Origin of the sequence: Zoogloea sp., from assembly GCF_017302315.1 — a bacterium.
Lineage (GTDB): Bacteria > Pseudomonadota > Gammaproteobacteria > Burkholderiales > Rhodocyclaceae > Zoogloea.
Map to the genome: position 1 here is coordinate 121618 of NZ_JAFLDT010000004.1, position 17357 is coordinate 138974.

Consider the following 17357-nt stretch of genomic DNA (forward strand, 5'->3'; position numbering starts at 1 on the left):
GCATGGGCGCCGAAAGGCGCCCTTCACTGCTGGTGGTCGGACGGGAGGGGTCAGTCCCCAGCGGGGGCCGTCGCTGGGCGCAACCGGGCTTCAAGGCGGCTGCGCAGGTGCTTGATCCGCTTGCCCAGAAAGTGCTTGCTGCCGGCAATGAAGCCCCCGATGGTGCGGGGGTTGAATGCGATGATGCCGAATCTTTCCCGCCGTCGTGACATCCAGTGGCGCTTATAGCTGTCATCGCCGCTCAGATAGTCCACTTCCTGGACCTTGTCACCGTCGATCACCCGACGAATCATGTCTGCTGTCAGTACAGCTCCGGCAGAGAGGGCCGCATGGGCCTGATCGTAAGCGATCTTGTAGATCAGGGCACGGCCATTGACCACGAACCATAGTTGCGAAGCGATGGTCTGGCCTTCGACATTCAGCAGGCCGAGGCGCAACCAGCCTTGGCGGGCGGCCAGCCTGCAGAGGCTGGGGATGAACTCGGGGTAAGGTTCAGGCTGTTTCCAGCTCAGATTGTAGACGCGCTCGAACTCCGCGATTGCTGTCTCCAGCGCAGGCCCCTCGTCCGTGACGACTTCGATGTTCCAGGAGCAGGTGGTGTCGAGCTTTTTCCTTGCGCGCGAAATATTGCTGCGCAACTTGGATGTACGGGATGCGAGGTACTGGCTGTAGTCACGTCCTTCGACTTCAAAGAACCAGTTGCCAAAGCAGAAAAGGGTGTCTGTCCAGTAGCCCTCAGCCTTGAGGCCTGCCAGCATGCCACTGAAGAACTCACTTTCCGTGTCCAGCGGGTGAAAGTCGATGACTGGCCAATGGTCGGGATGCTGTCGTATCGCCCGGGCGAGGGCTGCCCAAGCATCCGTAGGAAGTGCTTTCCCTGGAACGATAGGTCCGTAGAGGCAGCTATAGTAGTTGCTGAGACTGGCGAGCGTTGTGCCCACGGGGGCATCGCTGCGGAAGCCGTCAGCCATCGGCACGCAGCCGACGATGCGATCGTCTTGCTCGAACGCCCATAACCGGGGCCGGGCCGCGCTATCGAAACCTGTGGCAGCCAGGTTTGCAAACCATTCCTGGGTCAGAAATACATCATTCACCTGGTGCCCGGAGCCCGATGCACTGAGGTGCTTTCCAATGTCTTCAAAGTTGTCGAGCAACAGAATCTGCATGGGATTGGACGTGTGGAGGGATTTGGCTGCAAGCAGTCTATTTCAAGATCGCGCATTATCCTCGATAAGCAGGGCGCAGGCTTTGGAAAAATGTCACGGAGCCCATGGCTCAAGTATGCTTCGTCATGGTGAAGAAGCGGTATGACGAATGCTGATTTATTTCACGATTTTGCGCATATTTTGCAATATGCGCGTGGTAGCACCCGGAATGTTTAGTGAGTCCCCGTCAGACCGCTCGGCTGTCCGCCGGATGCCTGAATTCAGGTTGATCCAAGGAACGCATGCCTGAGAATGTAATTCACGTGTTGTTTGCTTCTGTGTGTGTCATTTCACGCGACTTTTCTGGATATCCCCTATAATTTGGCGCTATCGGATTGATGGCCGGATCTGTCTGGTTTCTTTCCACGGCTGGCGGACTTCGATGCAGGATCGCCTCGCCTTCATCCATCTATCAAGGGTTTCCCGTTGTGTCTCCGGCAGTCTGACCAGAGCACTTTCAGCGTGCCTGCGGGCTCTCGAAGCATTTCGAACGATGGGGTGTTGCTAGCTTACTTCACGCGTTCTTGGTGCAGAGATCGGCACTTTTTTTGAGACTATGACGATTTGATGGCTGAAACACATCGCAAGTTGAGTTTTGTCCAGCGTGCCTTTCGCCCCAAGCCCGATGATCTGGGGCGGAGCGTGGCCCAGGGGGCTGCACTGACCTTTCTTGGTATCGGTATTCGCACTGCGATTACCTTTGGATCGATGGCTGTGCTTGCTCGTCTGTTGACGCCTGCTGACTTTGGTCATGTGGCGATGGCAACAGTTGTTACCGAACTGGCCGCTCTTTTTGCAAATTTCGGTTTTGGCGCCATCCTGATTCAGCGTCTGCGCATATCCCGTATCCAGATCGATACGATGTTCTGGTCTGCCTGCGTGCTCGGCGTTCTTCTGACCCTGGCTGTGCTGGTCACTTCCTTGTTTGCGGGGAAGCTCTTCAACGATCCGGTGGTGGGAGAGTTGTTGCAGGTCATGGGGGTGATGTTCATCCTGGAGGAGTTGACGGTCGTTCCCCGTAGTCTGCTTACGCGCATGCTCATGTTCCGGCAGGACATGGTGGTGCAGATCGGCATGATGTTGATCCGCGCTGGTGCCGGTATCTTCCTGGCGTGGTCTGGCTGGGGCGTTTGGAGTCTAGCCATGGCCTCCCTCGCGGGCTCCACGGCACAGATGCTGGCCTATACCTTTGTCACCGGGTATCGTCCGAGGCTGCGCTTCAGCCGCAGTTTTCTGGCGAATACCTGGCGTACCAACGGGGGCTATTTCGGGAATGGCTTTCTTTTCTATGCCAATGCCAACCTCGATCTGTTCTTGATTGGGCGTTTGCTGGGAGCAGGGGCGCTTGGTTATTACCAGAATGCCCGTGCGCTTACGGATGAAATCCGCGCCCGTATTGCCATTCCGTTGCAGCAAGTGCTGTTTCCGGCATTTTCGGCACTCCAGCATGACATGGATCGATTTCGCGCAGGTATCCTGCGCAGTGGGCGCCTGCTGTCCCTGGCTGTCGTGCCAATCGGCTTCGGGATCGGTGCCGTTGCCGATGAGCTGGTGCCGCTGTTGTATGGTGATCAATGGCTGGAGATGATTCCCATCCTGAAAATCATTTCGGTCGGTTCCGGTCTGCGCGCGGCGACGACCATCGGTATCCCCATTTTCAACGCCACCAATCGCTTGGGCTTGTCATTCCGCCTGTACCTCGCCAATACCGTCATTTGCCTTGGCGCGATCGTGGTGGGGAGCCTGTGGGGGCTCACCGGTGCCGCCTATGCGGTATTGTTCGGGACCGGGGTGGCTCTGGTGTTCTTTCGCATATCGATCGGGTTGGTGGGTATGGATACCCGCGATCTGGGACGTATCCTCGGTGCGCCGACCGTGGCTTCCGTCCTCATGTTCGTGGCGGTGGCGGTGGTGCGCGTCCCGGTGCTTGCTGTGACCGACTCGATCGCGCTGCAGATGGCTATCCTGGTGACAGTCGGCGTGGCAGCCTATGTTGTCTCCATATTGCTGATCGCTCCTGCCTATGTGGGTGACTTGCGAGATTTGTTGACTAAGTTTGCGTCCCGCCACAAGGCGGCGTGAAGGTCTTGGCCCACAAGGTGATTTGAGAGAGTTCATGTCGCAGCCCACCGTTAGCGTCCTGGTTCCCACGTTCAACCGGGTCAACTACATCGCTGAATGCCTTGATAGCCTTCTTGCCCAAACGGTCCCACCGCTTGAGGTCATCGTGATTGATGATGGCTCGGAAGACGGTACTGCCGATCTGCTGGCGTCCTACGGTCATCGGATCCGCCACATCCGGAAGGAGAATGGTGGCAAGCCGACCGCCGTGAATCTGGGTATCGAGGAGGCCCGGGGAGACCTGATCTGGATCTTCGATGATGATGACGTGGCGCTGCCCGATGCCATCGAGACCCGGCTCGCGGCCCTGGCTGGCTGCCCGGACGCGGGTTTCGTCTATAGCCCGCATTACTACGGGAGCGATGGTCCGGACGGACGCATCGTTCGGGGACGCCTGCATGCGGTGCCGGAGCACGACCCTGACTGCTTCTTTGCCGAGCTGATGCTGGGCTGCTTTTTCCATCTTGCGACTGCCCTTGTGAAACGTGAGGTGTACCTGCAACTGGGTGGCTTTGATACGCAGCTACTCAGTTCAGAGGATTACGATATGCAGCTTCGGCTGGCCTGCACCCAGAAGGCCGTGCGCTCGTCGGCACCCTGCTTCATATTTCGTCAGCATTCGGGGCTGCGCGGTGCCAAGGCGATCCGCTATGTGGGGGCCGATCGCAGCAAGGTGTTTCGCCGCTTCGACCAGCGAGTCGGGCGCAAGCTCAGGGCCGATGTCGATCTCCGGGACTATCTGCCGCGTCATGCGGGGAAGGGTGACGAGGGTAGTGTGCGCGAGGCCGCGTTACTGGCCCGGATGCAGGTCATGGCAAGCAAGGGATGCCTCCCGGAGATGCTTGAGGACTTGCGGGCCGTGCTTGCGCTGACGGATGGAAAACCGGCGCAGGGCGCCGCAATGGTGCGCAAGGCCGTATGCACTGGCTACGCCTGGTCGGCGATGGAGGACAACTGGCCGGACTTCCTGGCCTCGCTTTCGGAGCTCAAGGCCATGCCGGGTGGGCGAGGCATGGTCCGGGCAATGGCCCTTGGATGCCTGGCTATGGCAAAAGGCTATCCGGGAGCACTGAGCGAGCGCTTGGGCAAGGGAAGGGCCGGCCTTCGGCTATGGTTGAACAGCATTTTCTGAGTGTGCCAGGGACGTGATATCTGTAACGTCCTGGGCTGCAAAATACCTTTGTGCCCGTATCGGGCCGAATGCACGATGGTAGAGTAACGCCCACTACGCAGGCTCTTGCCTACCCGCAATCCCTTCAGCAGAACTGACCGTTTTTCGATCCATGAGCTCATCCCCTGCGCGTCTGATAGCCTTTCACCTTCCCCAGTTTCATCCGATCCCCGAGAATGACGAGTGGTGGGGCAAAGGGTTTACTGAATGGACCAATACCGGAAAAGCCAAGCCATTGTTTCCCGGTCATGATCAGCCCAAGGTGCCGACAGATCTTGGCTACTATGATCTTCGACTGCCGGAGGCACGCAAGGCCCAGGCAGACCTGGCGCGGGAGTATGGTGTCGAGGGCTTTTGTTACTACCACTACTGGTTCGGTGGCAAGCGGCTCTTGGAGCGCCCGGTCAACGAGATCATCGCGAGTGGTGAGCCGGATTTCCCGTTTTGTCTATGCTGGGCCAACGAGTCTTGGACGGGCATCTGGCACGGGGCGCCGCGTCGCATGCTGATGGAACAGACCTATCCGGGTGAGGCCGATCACCGGGCTCACTTTGAATATCTGCTCACGGCGTTTCGGGACAAACGTTATATCACCGTGGATGGTCGTCCGATGTTCGTGATCTATCGCGCCTGGCAGATCCCGGACGTGAAAGCGGTGCTTGACTTCTGGAACACTCTCGCTGACAAGGCCGGTATTCCCCATCCCTTTTACGTGTGCGTGCGTACGCCGGATCTGGATTGGAATCCCTTGGAGCACGGCTTCTCTGCCACGGTCACGCCCAGCATGCCTCGGATACGTCACTGGATCTCGTGGGCGGAACCGGTGGCGAGACTGCGCAAGTACTGGAAAGACAAGCGCAAGCTTCCTCACATCTTTCAACATGCCGAAGTCATGGATCAGATGCTTGCCGAAAACGTGAGCGGCGGCAAGGACTACCCCTGTGTTATTCCAAACTGGGACAACACTCCCCGTTCGGGTAGCAGAGGGGTGGTCTTGCAGGGTTCCACGCCGGAACTGTTCCGGGGGCACCTACGGCGGGCACTGGATAGGGTGAAGGACAATCGGCCGGAGGAACGTATTGTTTTTGTGAAGTCGTGGAACGAGTGGGCTGAGGGCAATCATCTTGAGCCGGATCTGCGCTTCGGGCATGGCTATCTCGAGGTCGTTCGGGATGAGCTTGGCCGCGCGGGTGGCTGAGCGCCGTGCGATACGTGAGTAGTCCCGACTTTGCCAGGGGCCTGCAGGAATGACTGGTTTGACGCCCTCATGCGATTTGGCGTTTCCGCTCGTCAGCGTCGTCATGCCTGCCTATAACGCAGGCCCGTATATTGAGCAGGCCATCCGCAGTGTGCTGGAGCAGGACTACCCGAACATCGAGTTGATTGTTGTCGACGATGGCTCGAAGGATGGTACGCCGGAGGCAGTCGAGGCGCTCTTCGGTGATCGGGTGAGGGTGCTCCGTCAGAAAAATGGTGGCCCCGCCGCTGCGAGAAACCTGGGAATCCGCGCTTCAAACGGCACGCTGTTGGCTTTTCTGGATGCAGATGACGTCTGGTTGCCGGGCAAATTGCAGGCTCAGGTAAGCTACATGCTGGCTCATCCCGATATCGGCTTGGTCTATGGCAAGTTCTTGCGCTGGGAGAGTATTGCCGATGGCAGCTTTTTGCCGCCCCCCCCACCCGAAGGGGATGGCCCTGGATTGGTGGAAGCGCATTCCGGCTGGATCTATCGGGAGCTGCTGTTCGACAACATCGTGCATATTATTACCGCGCTGGTGCGCAAGACTGTCCTGGAAAGTGTGGCGGGACTCGATGAATCCTTGCGGACAGGGGAGGATTACGACCTGTGGCTCAGGGTCTCGCGCCAGACAAAGGCCAGCAAGCTGAACCAGACTTTGGCCTACTATCGGGTCCACGCCCAAAGTACCACCCAGGTTCCGCGCCCGGAGAACAACGAATACAGAGTGTTGCGACGCACGCTCGACCGGTATGGGCTGGCCGGACCTGATGGCGTTGCGGCTGATGGCGATGCGGTGCGACGGCGCTTGTTTCAGATGTGTTTCAGCCACGGTTATTTTCATTATTGGCAAGGTAGTTCGGTGGTGGCTCAGGCGGCATTTCGCGAGGCGCTGAATCATCGGATTTCGAGTCCCAAGGCTTGCATTTATTGGTTGCTGGCTTGGGTGAAAAGAATGAGGTTAGGGAGCTCCGATGCTTAAGTTTATTGGTCCGCTGATCGTGCTGGTTGCGCTCGCGCCTTGCGGTGTTAGAGCCGGTGAGATTGATTGCGGTGCGCTCGTCAATCACTTTGGACCGTTCGACTATCGGACGACACCCAAGGAGCGGCGCTCGCTTGTGGAGGACGCACACTTCACGCCACAGGTGGAGCGGTTGATGCGGGGGCAGAGCACGGCAGTCATCGGTGCGGATATCAACTATGTTCTGAGCGTTTTCCCCAACCACCCGCGGGCACTGCTCGCGATGATGAATCTTGCCCAGAAGGAAAAGCTGGACAAACCGAAAGGGTCGGGGTTCACCGTGGACTGCTGGTTTGATCGGGCCGTGCGCTTCCGCCCGGAAGATCCCAATGTGCGCATGCTGTACGGCATATATCTCCTGCGAAAGGGGAGGGCCAAGGACGGAATCGTGCAGCTAAAAGAGGCAGAGTCGATTCAGGAGGGGGGCGGAAACGCCAACCTGTACTACAACATGGGGTTGGCCTATTTTTCGGCCGGCGACTATGAGAAGTCCCTCAAGTATGCTCATCAAGCCTACGGTCTCGGGTTCGACTTGCCTGGGCTGCGCAACAAGCTTAAGGGGGTTGGCAAATGGGTTCCGCCGGAGCCGGTTTCGCCTGCTGAGAACCTACCCGGCGTTGCGGCACCCGCCCGGAACAGTGAGCCGTCAACGGAGTCTCCCGCGGACGCCGGCGATTTGAAGCGCTGATGGCTGACGCCTTGGACCCACTCCGGATTTCAAGGTTCGATCCCGCGCCCTGTGGTTTTTCTCCTCCTCGGGTATCGCTCTTGCCTCGCCGGGCGAGTTGGGGGAAAGGGGGGCCGGAGTCTGTCTTTCTTGGCTCCGGAAACCTGTTCTTCAGCAGGGGGCGCTATGCCTTGAGAGCAGCGCTGCGTGCGCTTGCCTTCGGGCCCGGGGACCAATTGCTGGTGCCGTCGTATCATTGCCGTACGATGCTTGATCCCGCTCTTGATCTCGGTGGGCACGTCGCGTTCTATCCGCTGATGCCTTCCCTTGCGCTGCGCATGAATGTGCTTGAGCGGATTGTTCAAGGCGGTGGTGGATCGTTCAAGGCGCTGCTGTATCCCCACTACTTCGGATTCCCCCAGTCTTTGACTGAGGTGGCGGCGTTCTGCAGACAGCAGGGTATTGCCCTGATAGAAGATTGCTCCCACGCCTTCTTCGGCACTTCAGACGTGGGGCCGGTAGGGAGTGCAGGAGATTTCGCGATCGCCAGCCCCTACAAGTTTTTTCCGTCGGAAGACGGCGGCATCGTACGACAAAATGGACGCCTCGCTGGAGAGGCGCGGCTGCAGCTGCCGTCCCGACGAGACTGGAAGCGGGAGGCCAGGGGGGGCGCATCGCTCCTGAAGCAATGGCTCGTTTCGCCGAAGCCCGTGGTCTTGTCCGGCGCGCCCCACTTGCTCGGTTCTTCCGTACTGCCACCCCCCGCGGTTGAGTGCGTGGAGGTCGATTGCGCTCCGTCATCCAATTACCTCGCTTCCGAGGTAGGGTTGTATGGACAGTATGCCTCCGCCTGGATCATGACGCATGCCGATCGGACACATCTCGCAGGTGCGCGGCGTGCGCGTTTCATCGAGTGGCTGTCCGTCGTCGAAGCTCTGCCACGATGCAGACCTCTCGTGCGAGAACTGCCTGAAGGTGTGGTTCCGTACATGTTTCCGCTCCTGCTTGATGAGGGTGAGGCCGATTTTTACAGGCTGAAGCAGTTGGGCATGCCCATTTGGCGTTGGGATGACATGGCTGTCTCCGAGTGTGAGGTTGCCTCCCGCTATCGCAAGCGCCTTATCCATTTGCCCTGCCACCAGGCGCTTGGCGATTCTGAAATGAACTGGATGAGCCTGGCGCTTCGTACTGTTCTGAGCCCTGTCCGCGCTGATGCGTCAAGGTCGGCTGAGGTCTGACCATTTGCGTGGCCCGGATGCATGCAAGGGTACGCTGTACAAAAAGCCGCTCTTGGCTTAGGATAATGAGTCTATTTTGGGCAGTAAACGGCGGCGAAAGCCGCCGTTTCGCCTTTCTGCCGCCTCGTTGGGTACAGTATGCAGTCGAGGCAGAAATCGAGTCGCCCGGCAAGCCGGGCGGCTCTCGAGAGCATCACAACCAAGAACGAGTGCCATGAACGCACCGAGACATTACTTACAGTTCAAAGACTTTTCTCGCGCTGAGTATGACTATCTTTTTTCCCGCACGCGCTGGATAAAGGATCGCTTCAAGCGTTACGAACCCCATCATCCGCTGTTCGATCGAACGCTGGTGATGATCTTCGAGAAAGCCAGCACCCGCACGCGACTGTCCTTCGAGGCAGGCATGCAGCAGCTCGGAGGTTCGGCGATCTATCTCAATACCCGCGATTCTCAGCTTGGCCGCGGTGAGCCTGTGGAGGACGCCGCCCAAGTGATTTCGCGGATGAGCGACATCGTCATGATCCGCACTTTCGAGCAGTCAATCATCGAGCGTTTCGCTGAATATTCCCGGGTGCCCGTTGTAAATGGCCTGACCAACGAGTATCACCCATGCCAGATCCTTGCGGACATCTTCACCTTCATCGAGCATCGAGGGCCGATCCAGGGCAGGACGGTGGCTTGGGTGGGGGACTCCAATAACGTCTGCAATACGTGGCTGCAGGCAGCCGAGGTTCTCGACTTTCAGGTGCGCGTCTCCACCCCCCCCGGCTACGAGGTTGAAACGGAGCGGGCGGGGCTGTATGGCACCGGGAACTTTGTCCATTTCGATGATCCCATGGAGGCATGCCGTGGTGCGGATCTGGTGACCACGGATGTGTGGACGAGCATGGGTTTCGAAGCGGAGAACGAGGAGCGGATGCGTGATTTCGCCGACTGGCAGGTGGATGAGGACATGATGAAGGTGGCCAATCCCGGTGCCCTCTTCATGCACTGTCTGCCCGCCCATCGGGGTGAAGAGGTCTCGGCGGAGGTGATCGATGGTCCTCAGTCCGTGGTCTGGGATGAGGCCGAGAATCGCCTGCATGTGCAGAAAGCGCTGATGGAGTTTCTCCTGATCGGCAAGATTGACGAAGAACGCATCTGAAGCGTTTTATTGACTCTAGAATCATTTACTCATTTTCGGAAAGCGGGACATGAGCGACGTAAAGAAGGCAGTGCTTGCCTATTCGGGTGGGCTGGATACCTCGGTGATCCTGAAGTGGTTGCAGGATACCTACCAGTGCGAAGTGGTCACCTTCACGGCGGACCTGGGGCAGGGTGAGGAGCTTGAGCCGGCTCGGGCCAAGGCACTGCAGTTCGGTATCAAACCGGAGAACATTTTCATCGACGATCTGCGCGAAGAGTTTGTGCGCGATTTCGTGTTTCCCATGTTTCGCTGCAATACCGTGTATGAAGGCGAGTATCTTCTCGGTACCTCCATCGCCCGGCCACTGATCGCCAAGCGCCAGATCGAGATCGCCCGGCTGACCGGCGCCGATTCCGTGTCCCATGGCGCAACGGGCAAGGGCAACGATCAGGTGCGTTTCGAACTGGGCTATTACGCGCTGATGCCTGGTGTGAAAGTCATCGCTCCCTGGCGAGAGTGGGATCTGCTGTCCCGTGAGAAGCTCCTTGCCTATGCCGAGAAACATGGCATTCCCATCGAGATGAAGCACAAGCAGGGTGGTTCTCCCTACTCGATGGATGCCAATCTGTTGCATATCTCCTTTGAAGGGCGGCACCTAGAAGACCCCGCCGCCGAGGCTGAGGAGTCCATGTGGCGTTGGACCGTGTCCCCCGAGGCCGCTCCGGACGCTGCGGAATACGTGGATCTTGAGTTCGAGAGGGGCGATCTTGTCGCCATCAATGGGGCTCGCATGAAGCCGCACGAATTGCTCGCCAGACTGAACGAGCTCGGTGGCAAGCACGGCATTGGTCGCCTAGATCTGGTTGAGAACCGTTACGTCGGGATGAAGTCTCGCGGCTGCTATGAGACGCCGGGTGGGTCCATTCTGCTGCGCGCCCATCGCGCCATCGAGTCGATCACCGTGGATCGGGAAGTCGCCCACCTCAAGGACGACCTGATGCCGCGCTATGCGAGCATGATCTACACGGGCTACTGGTGGTCTCCCGAGCGCCTGGCGCTGCAGGCCCTTATCGATCAGACGCAGCAAACGGTGAACGGCTGGGTGCGTGTCAAACTGTACAAGGGCAACGTGATTGTCGTGGCGCGGGATTCAAAGACCGACTCCCTGTTTGATCCCACGATTGCAACCTTCGAGGACGATCAGGGTGCGTACAACCAGAAGGACGCCCATGGCTTTATCCGCCTGAACGCGCTGCGTATGCGGATTGCCGCAAACGCCCGTAACAAGCGGAGCTGATAGACCAGAATGGACCCCACTGCGCCCCTGTTGTTCGGATTGACCGTCGCAGAGTTTGAAGAGATTTCACTTCAGGTTTGCGTCGGTGGCCTTATCGCCTACATGGTCTTTATTATCGGGCATCTTGCCTGGGAGTCGAAGGCCGGCAAGTATGGTGCGATCTGGATGTTTGTGGGGCTTGGTGTGGGATTCATTGGTTTCATGGCGAAGGGCATCATCCAGCGCTTGCTAGGCATCGAATAAAATCCAGGAATTGATCTGAACATGACTCAAGAAATCCAGTTCGACGGTGTCTCCGTCGTCAAGAAGGCAAACGTTTATTTTGACGGCAAGTGTGTCAGCCACACGGTCATCCTTGCCGACGGGGTTCGGAAATCGGTGGGGGTGATCCTTCCTTCCACCCTTACTTTCAATACGGGTGTGCCCGAAATCATGGAAGGCGTGGCGGGGTGCTGCCGTGTTCGTCTGAAGGGCGAGTCTGATTGGAAGGCCTATGCTGCGGGCGAGTCCTTCAGTGTGCCCGGGAACTCGAGTTTCGATATCGAGGTCAGCGACGAGGCTTATCACTACGTCTGCCATTTCGCCTGAGCGGAGTCAGCCATGCCGTCCTTCGACATTACCTCCGAAGTCGATATGGTCGCATTGCGTAACGCCGTGGAAGGGGCGAATCGCAAGATCAACGGGCGTTACGATTTCAAGGGCAGCGATGCCCGGGTCGAGCAGGCCGAGAAGTTGCTGACTTTGCATGCCGACAGTGATTTTCAGCTGGAGCAGATGCTGGCGATCCTCCTCCCGGAAATGACGGCAAAGAAGATCGATGTCCGTTGTCTCAAGCATGGGGACGTTCAGAAAGTCAGTGGTAACAAGGTCAAGCAGGAGCTGACCGTTCGGGTTGGCATCGAACAGGAGCAGTCCAAGAGGATCGTCAAGCTCATCAAGGACAGCAAGCTCAAGGTTCAGGCCTCCATTCAGGGAGAGGCGGTCCGGGTTTCGGGGGCGAAGCGGGATCTCCTGCAAGAGTGTATTGCCCTGGTTCGCAAGGAGATCACTGACTATCCTTTGCAGTATGGAAACTTCAGGGATTGAGCGATGAGTGTTTCGCCGATGGCGTCCACGTCCCAAGTCAGTGCCTACGATGCAGTTTCGGTGGTCATGCTGCGCAAGACGCTGGATCATCAGCAGGCCTTGGCAGCTCAAATGATCGCGTCGCTGCCGAAGCCGGCCACCTTGCCTGATCAGACGCTTACTCTCGGGCGGTCGGTCGACACCTACGCCTGACGGAAGTCGTTCTATGCCCTTTCGAAGCGCCGGACTCAGTGCCGGCGCTTTTCATTTTCTGCCTCAGGTCACACCAAGGCCTTCGATCCAGCGGGTGTAGAGTAATTCCGCGTGAGCACTCAAGCTTGCGAGACGCCGTTCAATGTTGATCTGCATCGCTGCGGGGCTCTGGACCGTCTCCGCAGGGCTGGCATCACGGATCTCTTCGGCGCCGCTTTCGCACCATGCTTCGATCATCGCCTTCGTCATCTCCACGTGGCATTGCATTCCCAGGTGCTTGCCAATAACGAAGGCCTGATTGGCGCAGGCGGTACTTTCCAGAATCCGTGTGGCGCCCTCGGGGATGGAGAAGGTTTCGCCGTGCCAGTGGAAGCTATCAAATTGCCGGGTGTCTCCCAGCCATGCCCGCGCCAAGGGTGAGTCGATCACGCGCACTGTTCCCCAGCCGATCTCCTTGCGCGGATTGGCGGTCACCGTTCCACCCAAGGCGCGGCTCATCAGTTGCCCACCCAGGCAATGACCGATGACGGGCTTGTCTGCCGCCATCATCCGGCGGATCAGATCGACGAGTGGCGGGATCCATGCCAAGTCGTCGTTGACACTCATGGGGCCACCCATCAGGCACAGGCCGGAAAAGCCATCGGTGTTGCTGGGTACTGGCTCCCCTTCGTCAATCCTGATGAGGGACCAGGGCAGGGAGTGACGATCAAGGAATGTGGCAAAATGGCCGGGGCCCTCTGTCGGGCTATGGCGAATGACTGCTATCGGTTTCATGTGGAAAATTCCTTTCTTTCGCTGGCTGCAGTTTATCGGCCTGATACTGATCTGTGGGGTCAATTCCGCCCTGGCCACGGAGGTTGCGCTTGCGGGGGTTTTCCCCGGCAAGGCGCTTCTGGTCATCAACCATGGAGCGCCCCGTAGCGTGAGCGTCGGGAGTGTGGTTGACGGTGTTCGGGTGGTTGCCGTGGAGGCGCATGGCGCAACCCTGGAGTTCGATGGCCGGCGGCACCGACTGGTGGTGGGTGACCAGGCTGTCAGCGTGGTCTCCGCATCAGGCGGCGCTGCGCCGTCCATGGTCATCCAGGAGGACAGCCGCGGGCACTTCAATGTATCGGGGGCGGTCAACGGCGCTGACGTACGCTTTCTGGTGGATACAGGGGCAAGTGCGGTGGCACTGGGCCGCTCCGACGCCTTACGGGCAGGTATCGAGTATACGAAGGGTGAGCCGTTAACCCTGCAGACGGCCAACGGGCATGTGCGTGGTTGGATGGTTCCGCTGGATAAGGTGAGGGTGGGTTCGCTTACCCTGCGTAACGTGCCCGGTGTTGTGCTTGAAGGGGATATGCCCTATGTGCTTCTTGGCATGAGCTTTCTCAACCGCATGGACATGCGCCGTGAAGGGTCTGCCCTGTATCTGCGACAACGTTATTGACCAATCACACAATGGATAGCCCACAGCGATTTCGCACCGCATCGACCATTGACTGGTTGCGCCAGTGTTTCTCTGCGGTGGGGGAGTTCGAATCTCCGGCCGAGGACGGCATCCCTCCGGGGCCGCTTCGACCTGCGGCTGTCCTTGTGCCCATCGTTCTGCGCCAGCCTGAACCGACTTTGCTGCTCACCCGCCGAACCGATCATCTGCACCACCATCCAGGCCAGGTGAGTTTTCCGGGGGGGCGCGTCGAGGAGCATGATCGTTCTCCCATTGATACCGCGCTGCGGGAGACGGAAGAGGAGATACGCCTGCTTCGTCAGCATGTCGAGCTGTTGGGCTGTCTTCCCCAATACCATACCGGAACCGGTTTTGATGTCACTCCGGTAGTGGGGGTCGTGACACCGCCATTCGAACTCGTACCCGATGAGTTTGAAGTTGCCGAGGTGTTTGAGGTGCCACTGTCGTTTCTTCTTGACGTCAGCAATCACCAGCGGCACCGCATTGAAGTGAGAGGGCGCATGCGCGAATACTATGCAATGCCCTACGGCCCATACTTCATCTGGGGCGCAACTGCAGGGATGATCGTCAGTCTGCAGCGTTTCCTGGACCGATGATCGAACGCCGTTTGTAAAGAATTGGTTTGGTGGTATCTTGCGTCAACCCCAATAGGAATGACCAATGAGGGCCAACCAAGGCCCCCCGTCGCATGACCCTGTTTTCGCTGATAGTCGCGCTCCTGCTGGAGCAACTTCGTCCGCTGCCTGCGGCACGTTTCGTTCATGCGCCCCTGAAGGCGATTGCTCGCTTCCTCGAAGATCGCTTCAATGACGGTGAGTCCCGTCATGGCGCAGTGGCCTGGTGGGTGGCGGTGCTGGCTGCCTGTTTTGGCAGTGCGCTGGTCTACTTCATCCTGTGGCACATCACTCCCTTGCTGGGTGTGCTCTTCAATATCCTGACCCTCTATCTGACGATGGGGTTCCGTGATGTCAGCCACTTTTTCACTGACATCCAGCTAGCCCTGCGGATGGGTGAAATACCGCGGGCTCGTCAGCTCCTCGGTGACTGGAGGGGGCGTCGCCATGATGAGTCCAGTTCCAGTGAGGTTGCTCGCCTTGCAATCGAAGAGGCACTTGTCGCGTCCCATCGTAATGTTCTTGGCGTAGCTTTCTGGTTCATCGTACTTCCCGGCCCGAGTGGTGCCGTCCTCTATCGTCTGGCTCGTTTCTTCGACGAAGAGTGGGGGCGCCGAGGTCAGGTCGACCCTGATTTTGGCGCGTTCGGTGAGTTCGCCTCGCGTGCGTTCGGTGTTCTCGACTGGTTGCCCGTACGGCTCACGGCAGCCGCGTTTTCCATTGTCGGAGATTTCGAAGATGGGGTGTATTGCTGGCGGGCTCAAGCCAATCAATGGAAGGACAAGGCTTCCGGTATACTGCTCGCCAGTGGCGGTGGCGCCCTTGGCGTTCGGCTGGGCATGCCGATTCACGAGTCGGGAGAGGTCGTAGAGCGGCCGGAAATGGGTGTCGGCGACGAGGCCGATGCCGATTTCATGCAGAGCACTATCGGCTTGATCTGGCGCACTTTGGTGCTAGTGATGTTGTTGTTGGCACTCATGGGTATCGCTGGTTGGGTTGGTAATTAATCGTATTAATTCAGAGGAGGAATACAGATGGCCAGTCGCGAAGTAGTCGTATTGAGTGCAGTTCGTTCCGCTATCGGCGCTTTTGGTGGTGCGTTGGCTGATTTCGATGCCAGTGAGCTGGCCGGTATCGTGATGAAGGAGTCCGTCGCCCGCTCCGGAGTGGACCCTCAGCTGATTAACTACGTCACTGTTGGCAACTGCATGCCGACGGACTCCCGCTATGCGTATGTATCCCGTGTCGCGTCGATCCAGGCCGGTCTCCCCATGGAGTCCGTTGCCATGCAGGTGAGCCGCCTGTGCTCGTCGGGTCTGCAGGGTATCGTTACCACTGCTCAGAACATCCTTCTGGGTGATGCCGACTATGGCATTGGTGGTGGTGTGGAAGTCATGTCCAAGGCCAGCTACCTGCTGCCCGCGCTGCGCACCGGTGCCCGCATGGGTGATACCAAGGCCATTGACAGCATGGTTGCCGTGCTGACGGATCCTTTTGGCGTTGGTCACATGGGTATCACTGCCGAGAATCTTGCGGCCAAGCACGGCATTACCCGTGAAGAGCAGGACGCCTTCGCCGTTGAGTCCCAGCGTCGTGCCGCGGCTGCCATCGATGCAGGCCATTTCCAGTCGCAGATCGTTCCCATCGTTAAGCAGACCCGCAAGGGCGATGTAGTGTTCGATACCGATGAGCATCTGAAGCGCGGCACCACCATGGAGTCCTTGGCGAAGATGAAGCCGGCCTTCAAGAAGGATGGCACCGTCACCGCAGGTAACGCTTCCGGCATCAATGATGGCGCAGCATTCTTTGTCCTGGCTGATGGTTCTACCGCCGTCAATGCGGGCTACAAGCCCATGGCCCGCCTGGTGTCTTACGCGATTGCCGGCGTGCCCAACGACATCATGGGCGAAGGCCCGATCCCCGCGTCCCGCCTGGCCCTCAAGAAGGCTGGCCTGACCCTGGATCAGATGGATGTGGTTGAGTCCAATGAGGCATTTGCTGCCCAGGCATTGACTGTGATGCGTGTTCTGGGTTTGGACCCGGCAAAGACCAATCCGAATGGCGGCGCCATTGCCCTCGGACACCCGGTGGGTTGCTCCGGTGCGTTCATCGCCACCAAGGCTATCTATGAACTCCATCGTACCGGTGGCCGCTATGCGCTGGTGACCATGTGTATCGGTGGTGGTCAGGGTATCGCGACCGTTTTCGAGCGCATCTGATCTTCATTTGCCTTTGATGAAAAACCCCGTCAGAGATGACGGGGTTTTTCATTTAAATGTCTGTCTTTCAGACAAAATCACTTGCCAAGAAGCTTGGTTTTCTCATAGAATCCATCGCTTTACTGCATTTATTTCAGGATTACTAAAAGATGGCCAACTCGGCACAAGCCCGTAAGCGCGCCCGGCAAGCTGTTAAGGCTCGCGCCCTCAACATGAGTCTTCGGTCCCGTCTGCGCACTGCCATCAAGGCAGTCCGCAAGGCTGTTGATGGTGGTGACAAGCAAGTTGCCCAGCAAGTGTTTGTTTCGTCCCAGCGTACGATCGACAGCATCGCTGACAAGAAGATCATTCACAAGAACAAGGCTGCTCGCCACAAGAGCCGTCTCTCTGCCGCCATCAAGGGTATGGGAGCCGTGGCCGCCTGATAGGCGTCCCTAAGCTGGGCGTTGTTTCGCCAACCTAAGGCGACGGACGTTTTAAATGGCCGTCGCGAAAATGCCGTTCAGGTAGCTCTGAGCGGCATTTTTGTTTAAGTCATCACTCGCTTTGCAGGGATGGTGAATCGCCCCGGGTTTCGAGTAGGCCGTTTGGTTTTAGTCAGGCCAACACAGCCTGACCGGTTTGGCTGCGGTAATAGTTTGCCTCAGCTTCAGCCGGCGGCATGTAGCCAATAGGCGCGAGCAGCCGATGATGGTTGAACCAAGCCA

19 protein-coding genes are annotated in these 17357 nt (G+C 58.3%); 17 read left to right on the forward strand and 2 right to left on the reverse strand.

Features of this window, described 5'->3' with window-relative positions:
- Positions 1-50: 50 nt before the first annotated feature.
- A complete protein-coding gene (locus J0L98_RS02775; RefSeq protein WP_296409920.1) occupies positions 51-1166 on the reverse strand; it encodes a GNAT family N-acetyltransferase in 1116 nt (371 codons plus the stop codon).
- Between the two features lie 606 nt (positions 1167-1772).
- Between J0L98_RS02775 and J0L98_RS02780 the strand changes: the two genes are divergently transcribed.
- The 12 genes from J0L98_RS02780 (at position 1773) to J0L98_RS02835 (ending at position 12364) form a co-directional block, all read left to right on the forward strand.
- On the forward strand, positions 1773-3287 hold the full coding sequence (locus tag J0L98_RS02780) for a lipopolysaccharide biosynthesis protein (protein ID WP_296409922.1): 1515 nt from the start codon (positions 1773-1775) through the stop codon (positions 3285-3287).
- Between the two features lie 34 nt (positions 3288-3321).
- On the forward strand, positions 3322-4458 hold the full coding sequence (locus J0L98_RS02785) for a glycosyltransferase family A protein (protein WP_296409923.1): 1137 nt from the start codon (positions 3322-3324) through the stop codon (positions 4456-4458).
- A 151-nt stretch (positions 4459-4609) separates the two neighbouring features.
- Entirely contained in the window at positions 4610-5695 is a 1086-nt protein-coding gene (locus J0L98_RS02790) for a glycoside hydrolase family 99-like domain-containing protein (protein WP_296409925.1), read from the forward strand.
- A 49-nt stretch (positions 5696-5744) separates the two neighbouring features.
- Complete coding sequence (locus J0L98_RS02795) at positions 5745-6716, forward strand: glycosyltransferase (RefSeq protein ID WP_296409926.1); 972 nt, start codon at positions 5745-5747, stop codon at positions 6714-6716.
- Positions 6709-7443 carry a hypothetical protein gene (locus J0L98_RS02800; protein ID WP_296409927.1) on the forward strand — a complete coding sequence of 245 codons (735 nt, stop codon included), beginning with the start codon at positions 6709-6711 and terminating at the stop codon, positions 7441-7443. Before J0L98_RS02795 ends, J0L98_RS02800 begins: the two co-directional genes overlap by 8 nt.
- On the forward strand, positions 7443-8660 hold the full coding sequence (locus J0L98_RS02805; RefSeq protein WP_296409928.1) for a DegT/DnrJ/EryC1/StrS family aminotransferase: 1218 nt from the start codon (positions 7443-7445) through the stop codon (positions 8658-8660). The genes J0L98_RS02800 and J0L98_RS02805 overlap by 1 nt, the downstream gene beginning before the upstream one ends.
- Before the next feature lie 214 nt (positions 8661-8874).
- The gene (argF, locus tag J0L98_RS02810) at positions 8875-9807 is read left to right on the forward strand and encodes an ornithine carbamoyltransferase (RefSeq protein WP_296409930.1); all 933 of its coding nucleotides are present in this window, start codon (positions 8875-8877) and stop codon (positions 9805-9807) included.
- 49 nt (positions 9808-9856) lie between these two features.
- Positions 9857-11086 (forward strand): argininosuccinate synthase, encoded by a 1230-nt coding sequence (locus J0L98_RS02815; protein ID WP_296409931.1) that lies wholly within the window; start codon positions 9857-9859, stop codon positions 11084-11086.
- A gap of 9 nt (positions 11087-11095) precedes the next feature.
- A complete protein-coding gene (locus J0L98_RS02820) occupies positions 11096-11329 on the forward strand; it encodes a DUF2788 domain-containing protein (RefSeq protein WP_296402842.1) in 234 nt (77 codons plus the stop codon).
- Positions 11330-11344: 15 nt separating this feature from the next.
- Positions 11345-11674 (forward strand): pyrimidine/purine nucleoside phosphorylase, encoded by a 330-nt coding sequence (locus tag J0L98_RS02825; RefSeq protein ID WP_296409950.1) that lies wholly within the window; start codon positions 11345-11347, stop codon positions 11672-11674.
- A 12-nt stretch (positions 11675-11686) separates the two neighbouring features.
- Positions 11687-12172: a YajQ family cyclic di-GMP-binding protein gene (locus J0L98_RS02830; RefSeq protein WP_296402844.1), complete on the forward strand. Its 486-nt coding sequence runs from the start codon at positions 11687-11689 to the stop codon at positions 12170-12172.
- A gap of 3 nt (positions 12173-12175) precedes the next feature.
- Positions 12176-12364 (forward strand): YjfB family protein, encoded by a 189-nt coding sequence (locus J0L98_RS02835; protein ID WP_296409932.1) that lies wholly within the window; start codon positions 12176-12178, stop codon positions 12362-12364.
- Between the two features lie 63 nt (positions 12365-12427).
- Here the strand turns inward: J0L98_RS02835 and J0L98_RS02840 are convergent, their stop codons facing one another.
- On the reverse strand, positions 12428-13138 hold the full coding sequence (locus tag J0L98_RS02840) for a type 1 glutamine amidotransferase (RefSeq protein ID WP_296409934.1): 711 nt from the start codon (positions 13136-13138) through the stop codon (positions 12428-12430).
- Between J0L98_RS02840 and J0L98_RS02845 the strand changes: the two genes are divergently transcribed.
- The 5 genes from J0L98_RS02845 (at position 13119) to rpsT (ending at position 17075) form a co-directional block, all read left to right on the forward strand.
- Positions 13119-13796, forward strand: coding sequence for a TIGR02281 family clan AA aspartic protease (locus tag J0L98_RS02845; RefSeq protein ID WP_296409936.1), 678 nt, complete (start codon positions 13119-13121; stop codon positions 13794-13796). The two genes, J0L98_RS02840 and J0L98_RS02845, sit on opposite strands and share 20 nt — an antisense overlap.
- An 11-nt stretch (positions 13797-13807) precedes the next feature.
- Entirely contained in the window at positions 13808-14413 is a 606-nt protein-coding gene (locus J0L98_RS02850) for a CoA pyrophosphatase (RefSeq protein ID WP_296402851.1), read from the forward strand.
- A gap of 92 nt (positions 14414-14505) precedes the next feature.
- Positions 14506-15438: a CobD/CbiB family protein gene (locus J0L98_RS02855; protein ID WP_296409938.1), complete on the forward strand. Its 933-nt coding sequence runs from the start codon at positions 14506-14508 to the stop codon at positions 15436-15438.
- Positions 15439-15465: 27 nt separating this feature from the next.
- Positions 15466-16650, forward strand: coding sequence for an acetyl-CoA C-acyltransferase family protein (locus J0L98_RS02860; protein ID WP_296409939.1), 1185 nt, complete (start codon positions 15466-15468; stop codon positions 16648-16650).
- 149 nt (positions 16651-16799) lie between these two features.
- Entirely contained in the window at positions 16800-17075 is a 276-nt protein-coding gene (gene rpsT, locus J0L98_RS02865; protein WP_296402856.1) for a 30S ribosomal protein S20, read from the forward strand.
- The last annotated feature ends 282 nt before the right edge of the window (positions 17076-17357 follow it).

What these genes read in the sequence shown, in the direction of transcription:
- J0L98_RS02830 (WP_296402844.1), top strand. Translation starts at nt 11,687, where the DNA reads ATGCCGTCCTTCGACATTACCTCCGAAGTCGATATGGTCGCATTGCGT.
- J0L98_RS02840 (WP_296409934.1), bottom strand. Translation starts at nt 13,138, where the DNA reads ATGAAACCGATAGCAGTCATTCGCCATAGCCCGACAGAGGGCCCCGGC.
- J0L98_RS02850 (WP_296402851.1), top strand. Translation starts at nt 13,808, where the DNA reads ATGGATAGCCCACAGCGATTTCGCACCGCATCGACCATTGACTGGTTG.
- J0L98_RS02780 (WP_296409922.1), top strand. Translation starts at nt 1,773, where the DNA reads ATGGCTGAAACACATCGCAAGTTGAGTTTTGTCCAGCGTGCCTTTCGC.
- J0L98_RS02775 (WP_296409920.1), bottom strand. Translation starts at nt 1,166, where the DNA reads ATGCAGATTCTGTTGCTCGACAACTTTGAAGACATTGGAAAGCACCTC.
- J0L98_RS02800 (WP_296409927.1), top strand. Translation starts at nt 6,709, where the DNA reads ATGCTTAAGTTTATTGGTCCGCTGATCGTGCTGGTTGCGCTCGCGCCT.
- J0L98_RS02815 (WP_296409931.1), top strand. Translation starts at nt 9,857, where the DNA reads ATGAGCGACGTAAAGAAGGCAGTGCTTGCCTATTCGGGTGGGCTGGAT.
- J0L98_RS02785 (WP_296409923.1), top strand. Translation starts at nt 3,322, where the DNA reads ATGTCGCAGCCCACCGTTAGCGTCCTGGTTCCCACGTTCAACCGGGTC.
- J0L98_RS02795 (WP_296409926.1), top strand. Translation starts at nt 5,745, where the DNA reads ATGACTGGTTTGACGCCCTCATGCGATTTGGCGTTTCCGCTCGTCAGC.
- argF (WP_296409930.1), top strand. Translation starts at nt 8,875, where the DNA reads ATGAACGCACCGAGACATTACTTACAGTTCAAAGACTTTTCTCGCGCT.
- J0L98_RS02855 (WP_296409938.1), top strand. Translation starts at nt 14,506, where the DNA reads ATGACCCTGTTTTCGCTGATAGTCGCGCTCCTGCTGGAGCAACTTCGT.
- J0L98_RS02805 (WP_296409928.1), top strand. Translation starts at nt 7,443, where the DNA reads ATGGCTGACGCCTTGGACCCACTCCGGATTTCAAGGTTCGATCCCGCG.
- J0L98_RS02835 (WP_296409932.1), top strand. Translation starts at nt 12,176, where the DNA reads ATGAGTGTTTCGCCGATGGCGTCCACGTCCCAAGTCAGTGCCTACGAT.
- J0L98_RS02860 (WP_296409939.1), top strand. Translation starts at nt 15,466, where the DNA reads ATGGCCAGTCGCGAAGTAGTCGTATTGAGTGCAGTTCGTTCCGCTATC.
- J0L98_RS02845 (WP_296409936.1), top strand. Translation starts at nt 13,119, where the DNA reads ATGACTGCTATCGGTTTCATGTGGAAAATTCCTTTCTTTCGCTGGCTG.
- J0L98_RS02820 (WP_296402842.1), top strand. Translation starts at nt 11,096, where the DNA reads ATGGACCCCACTGCGCCCCTGTTGTTCGGATTGACCGTCGCAGAGTTT.
- rpsT (WP_296402856.1), top strand. Translation starts at nt 16,800, where the DNA reads ATGGCCAACTCGGCACAAGCCCGTAAGCGCGCCCGGCAAGCTGTTAAG.
- J0L98_RS02790 (WP_296409925.1), top strand. Translation starts at nt 4,610, where the DNA reads ATGAGCTCATCCCCTGCGCGTCTGATAGCCTTTCACCTTCCCCAGTTT.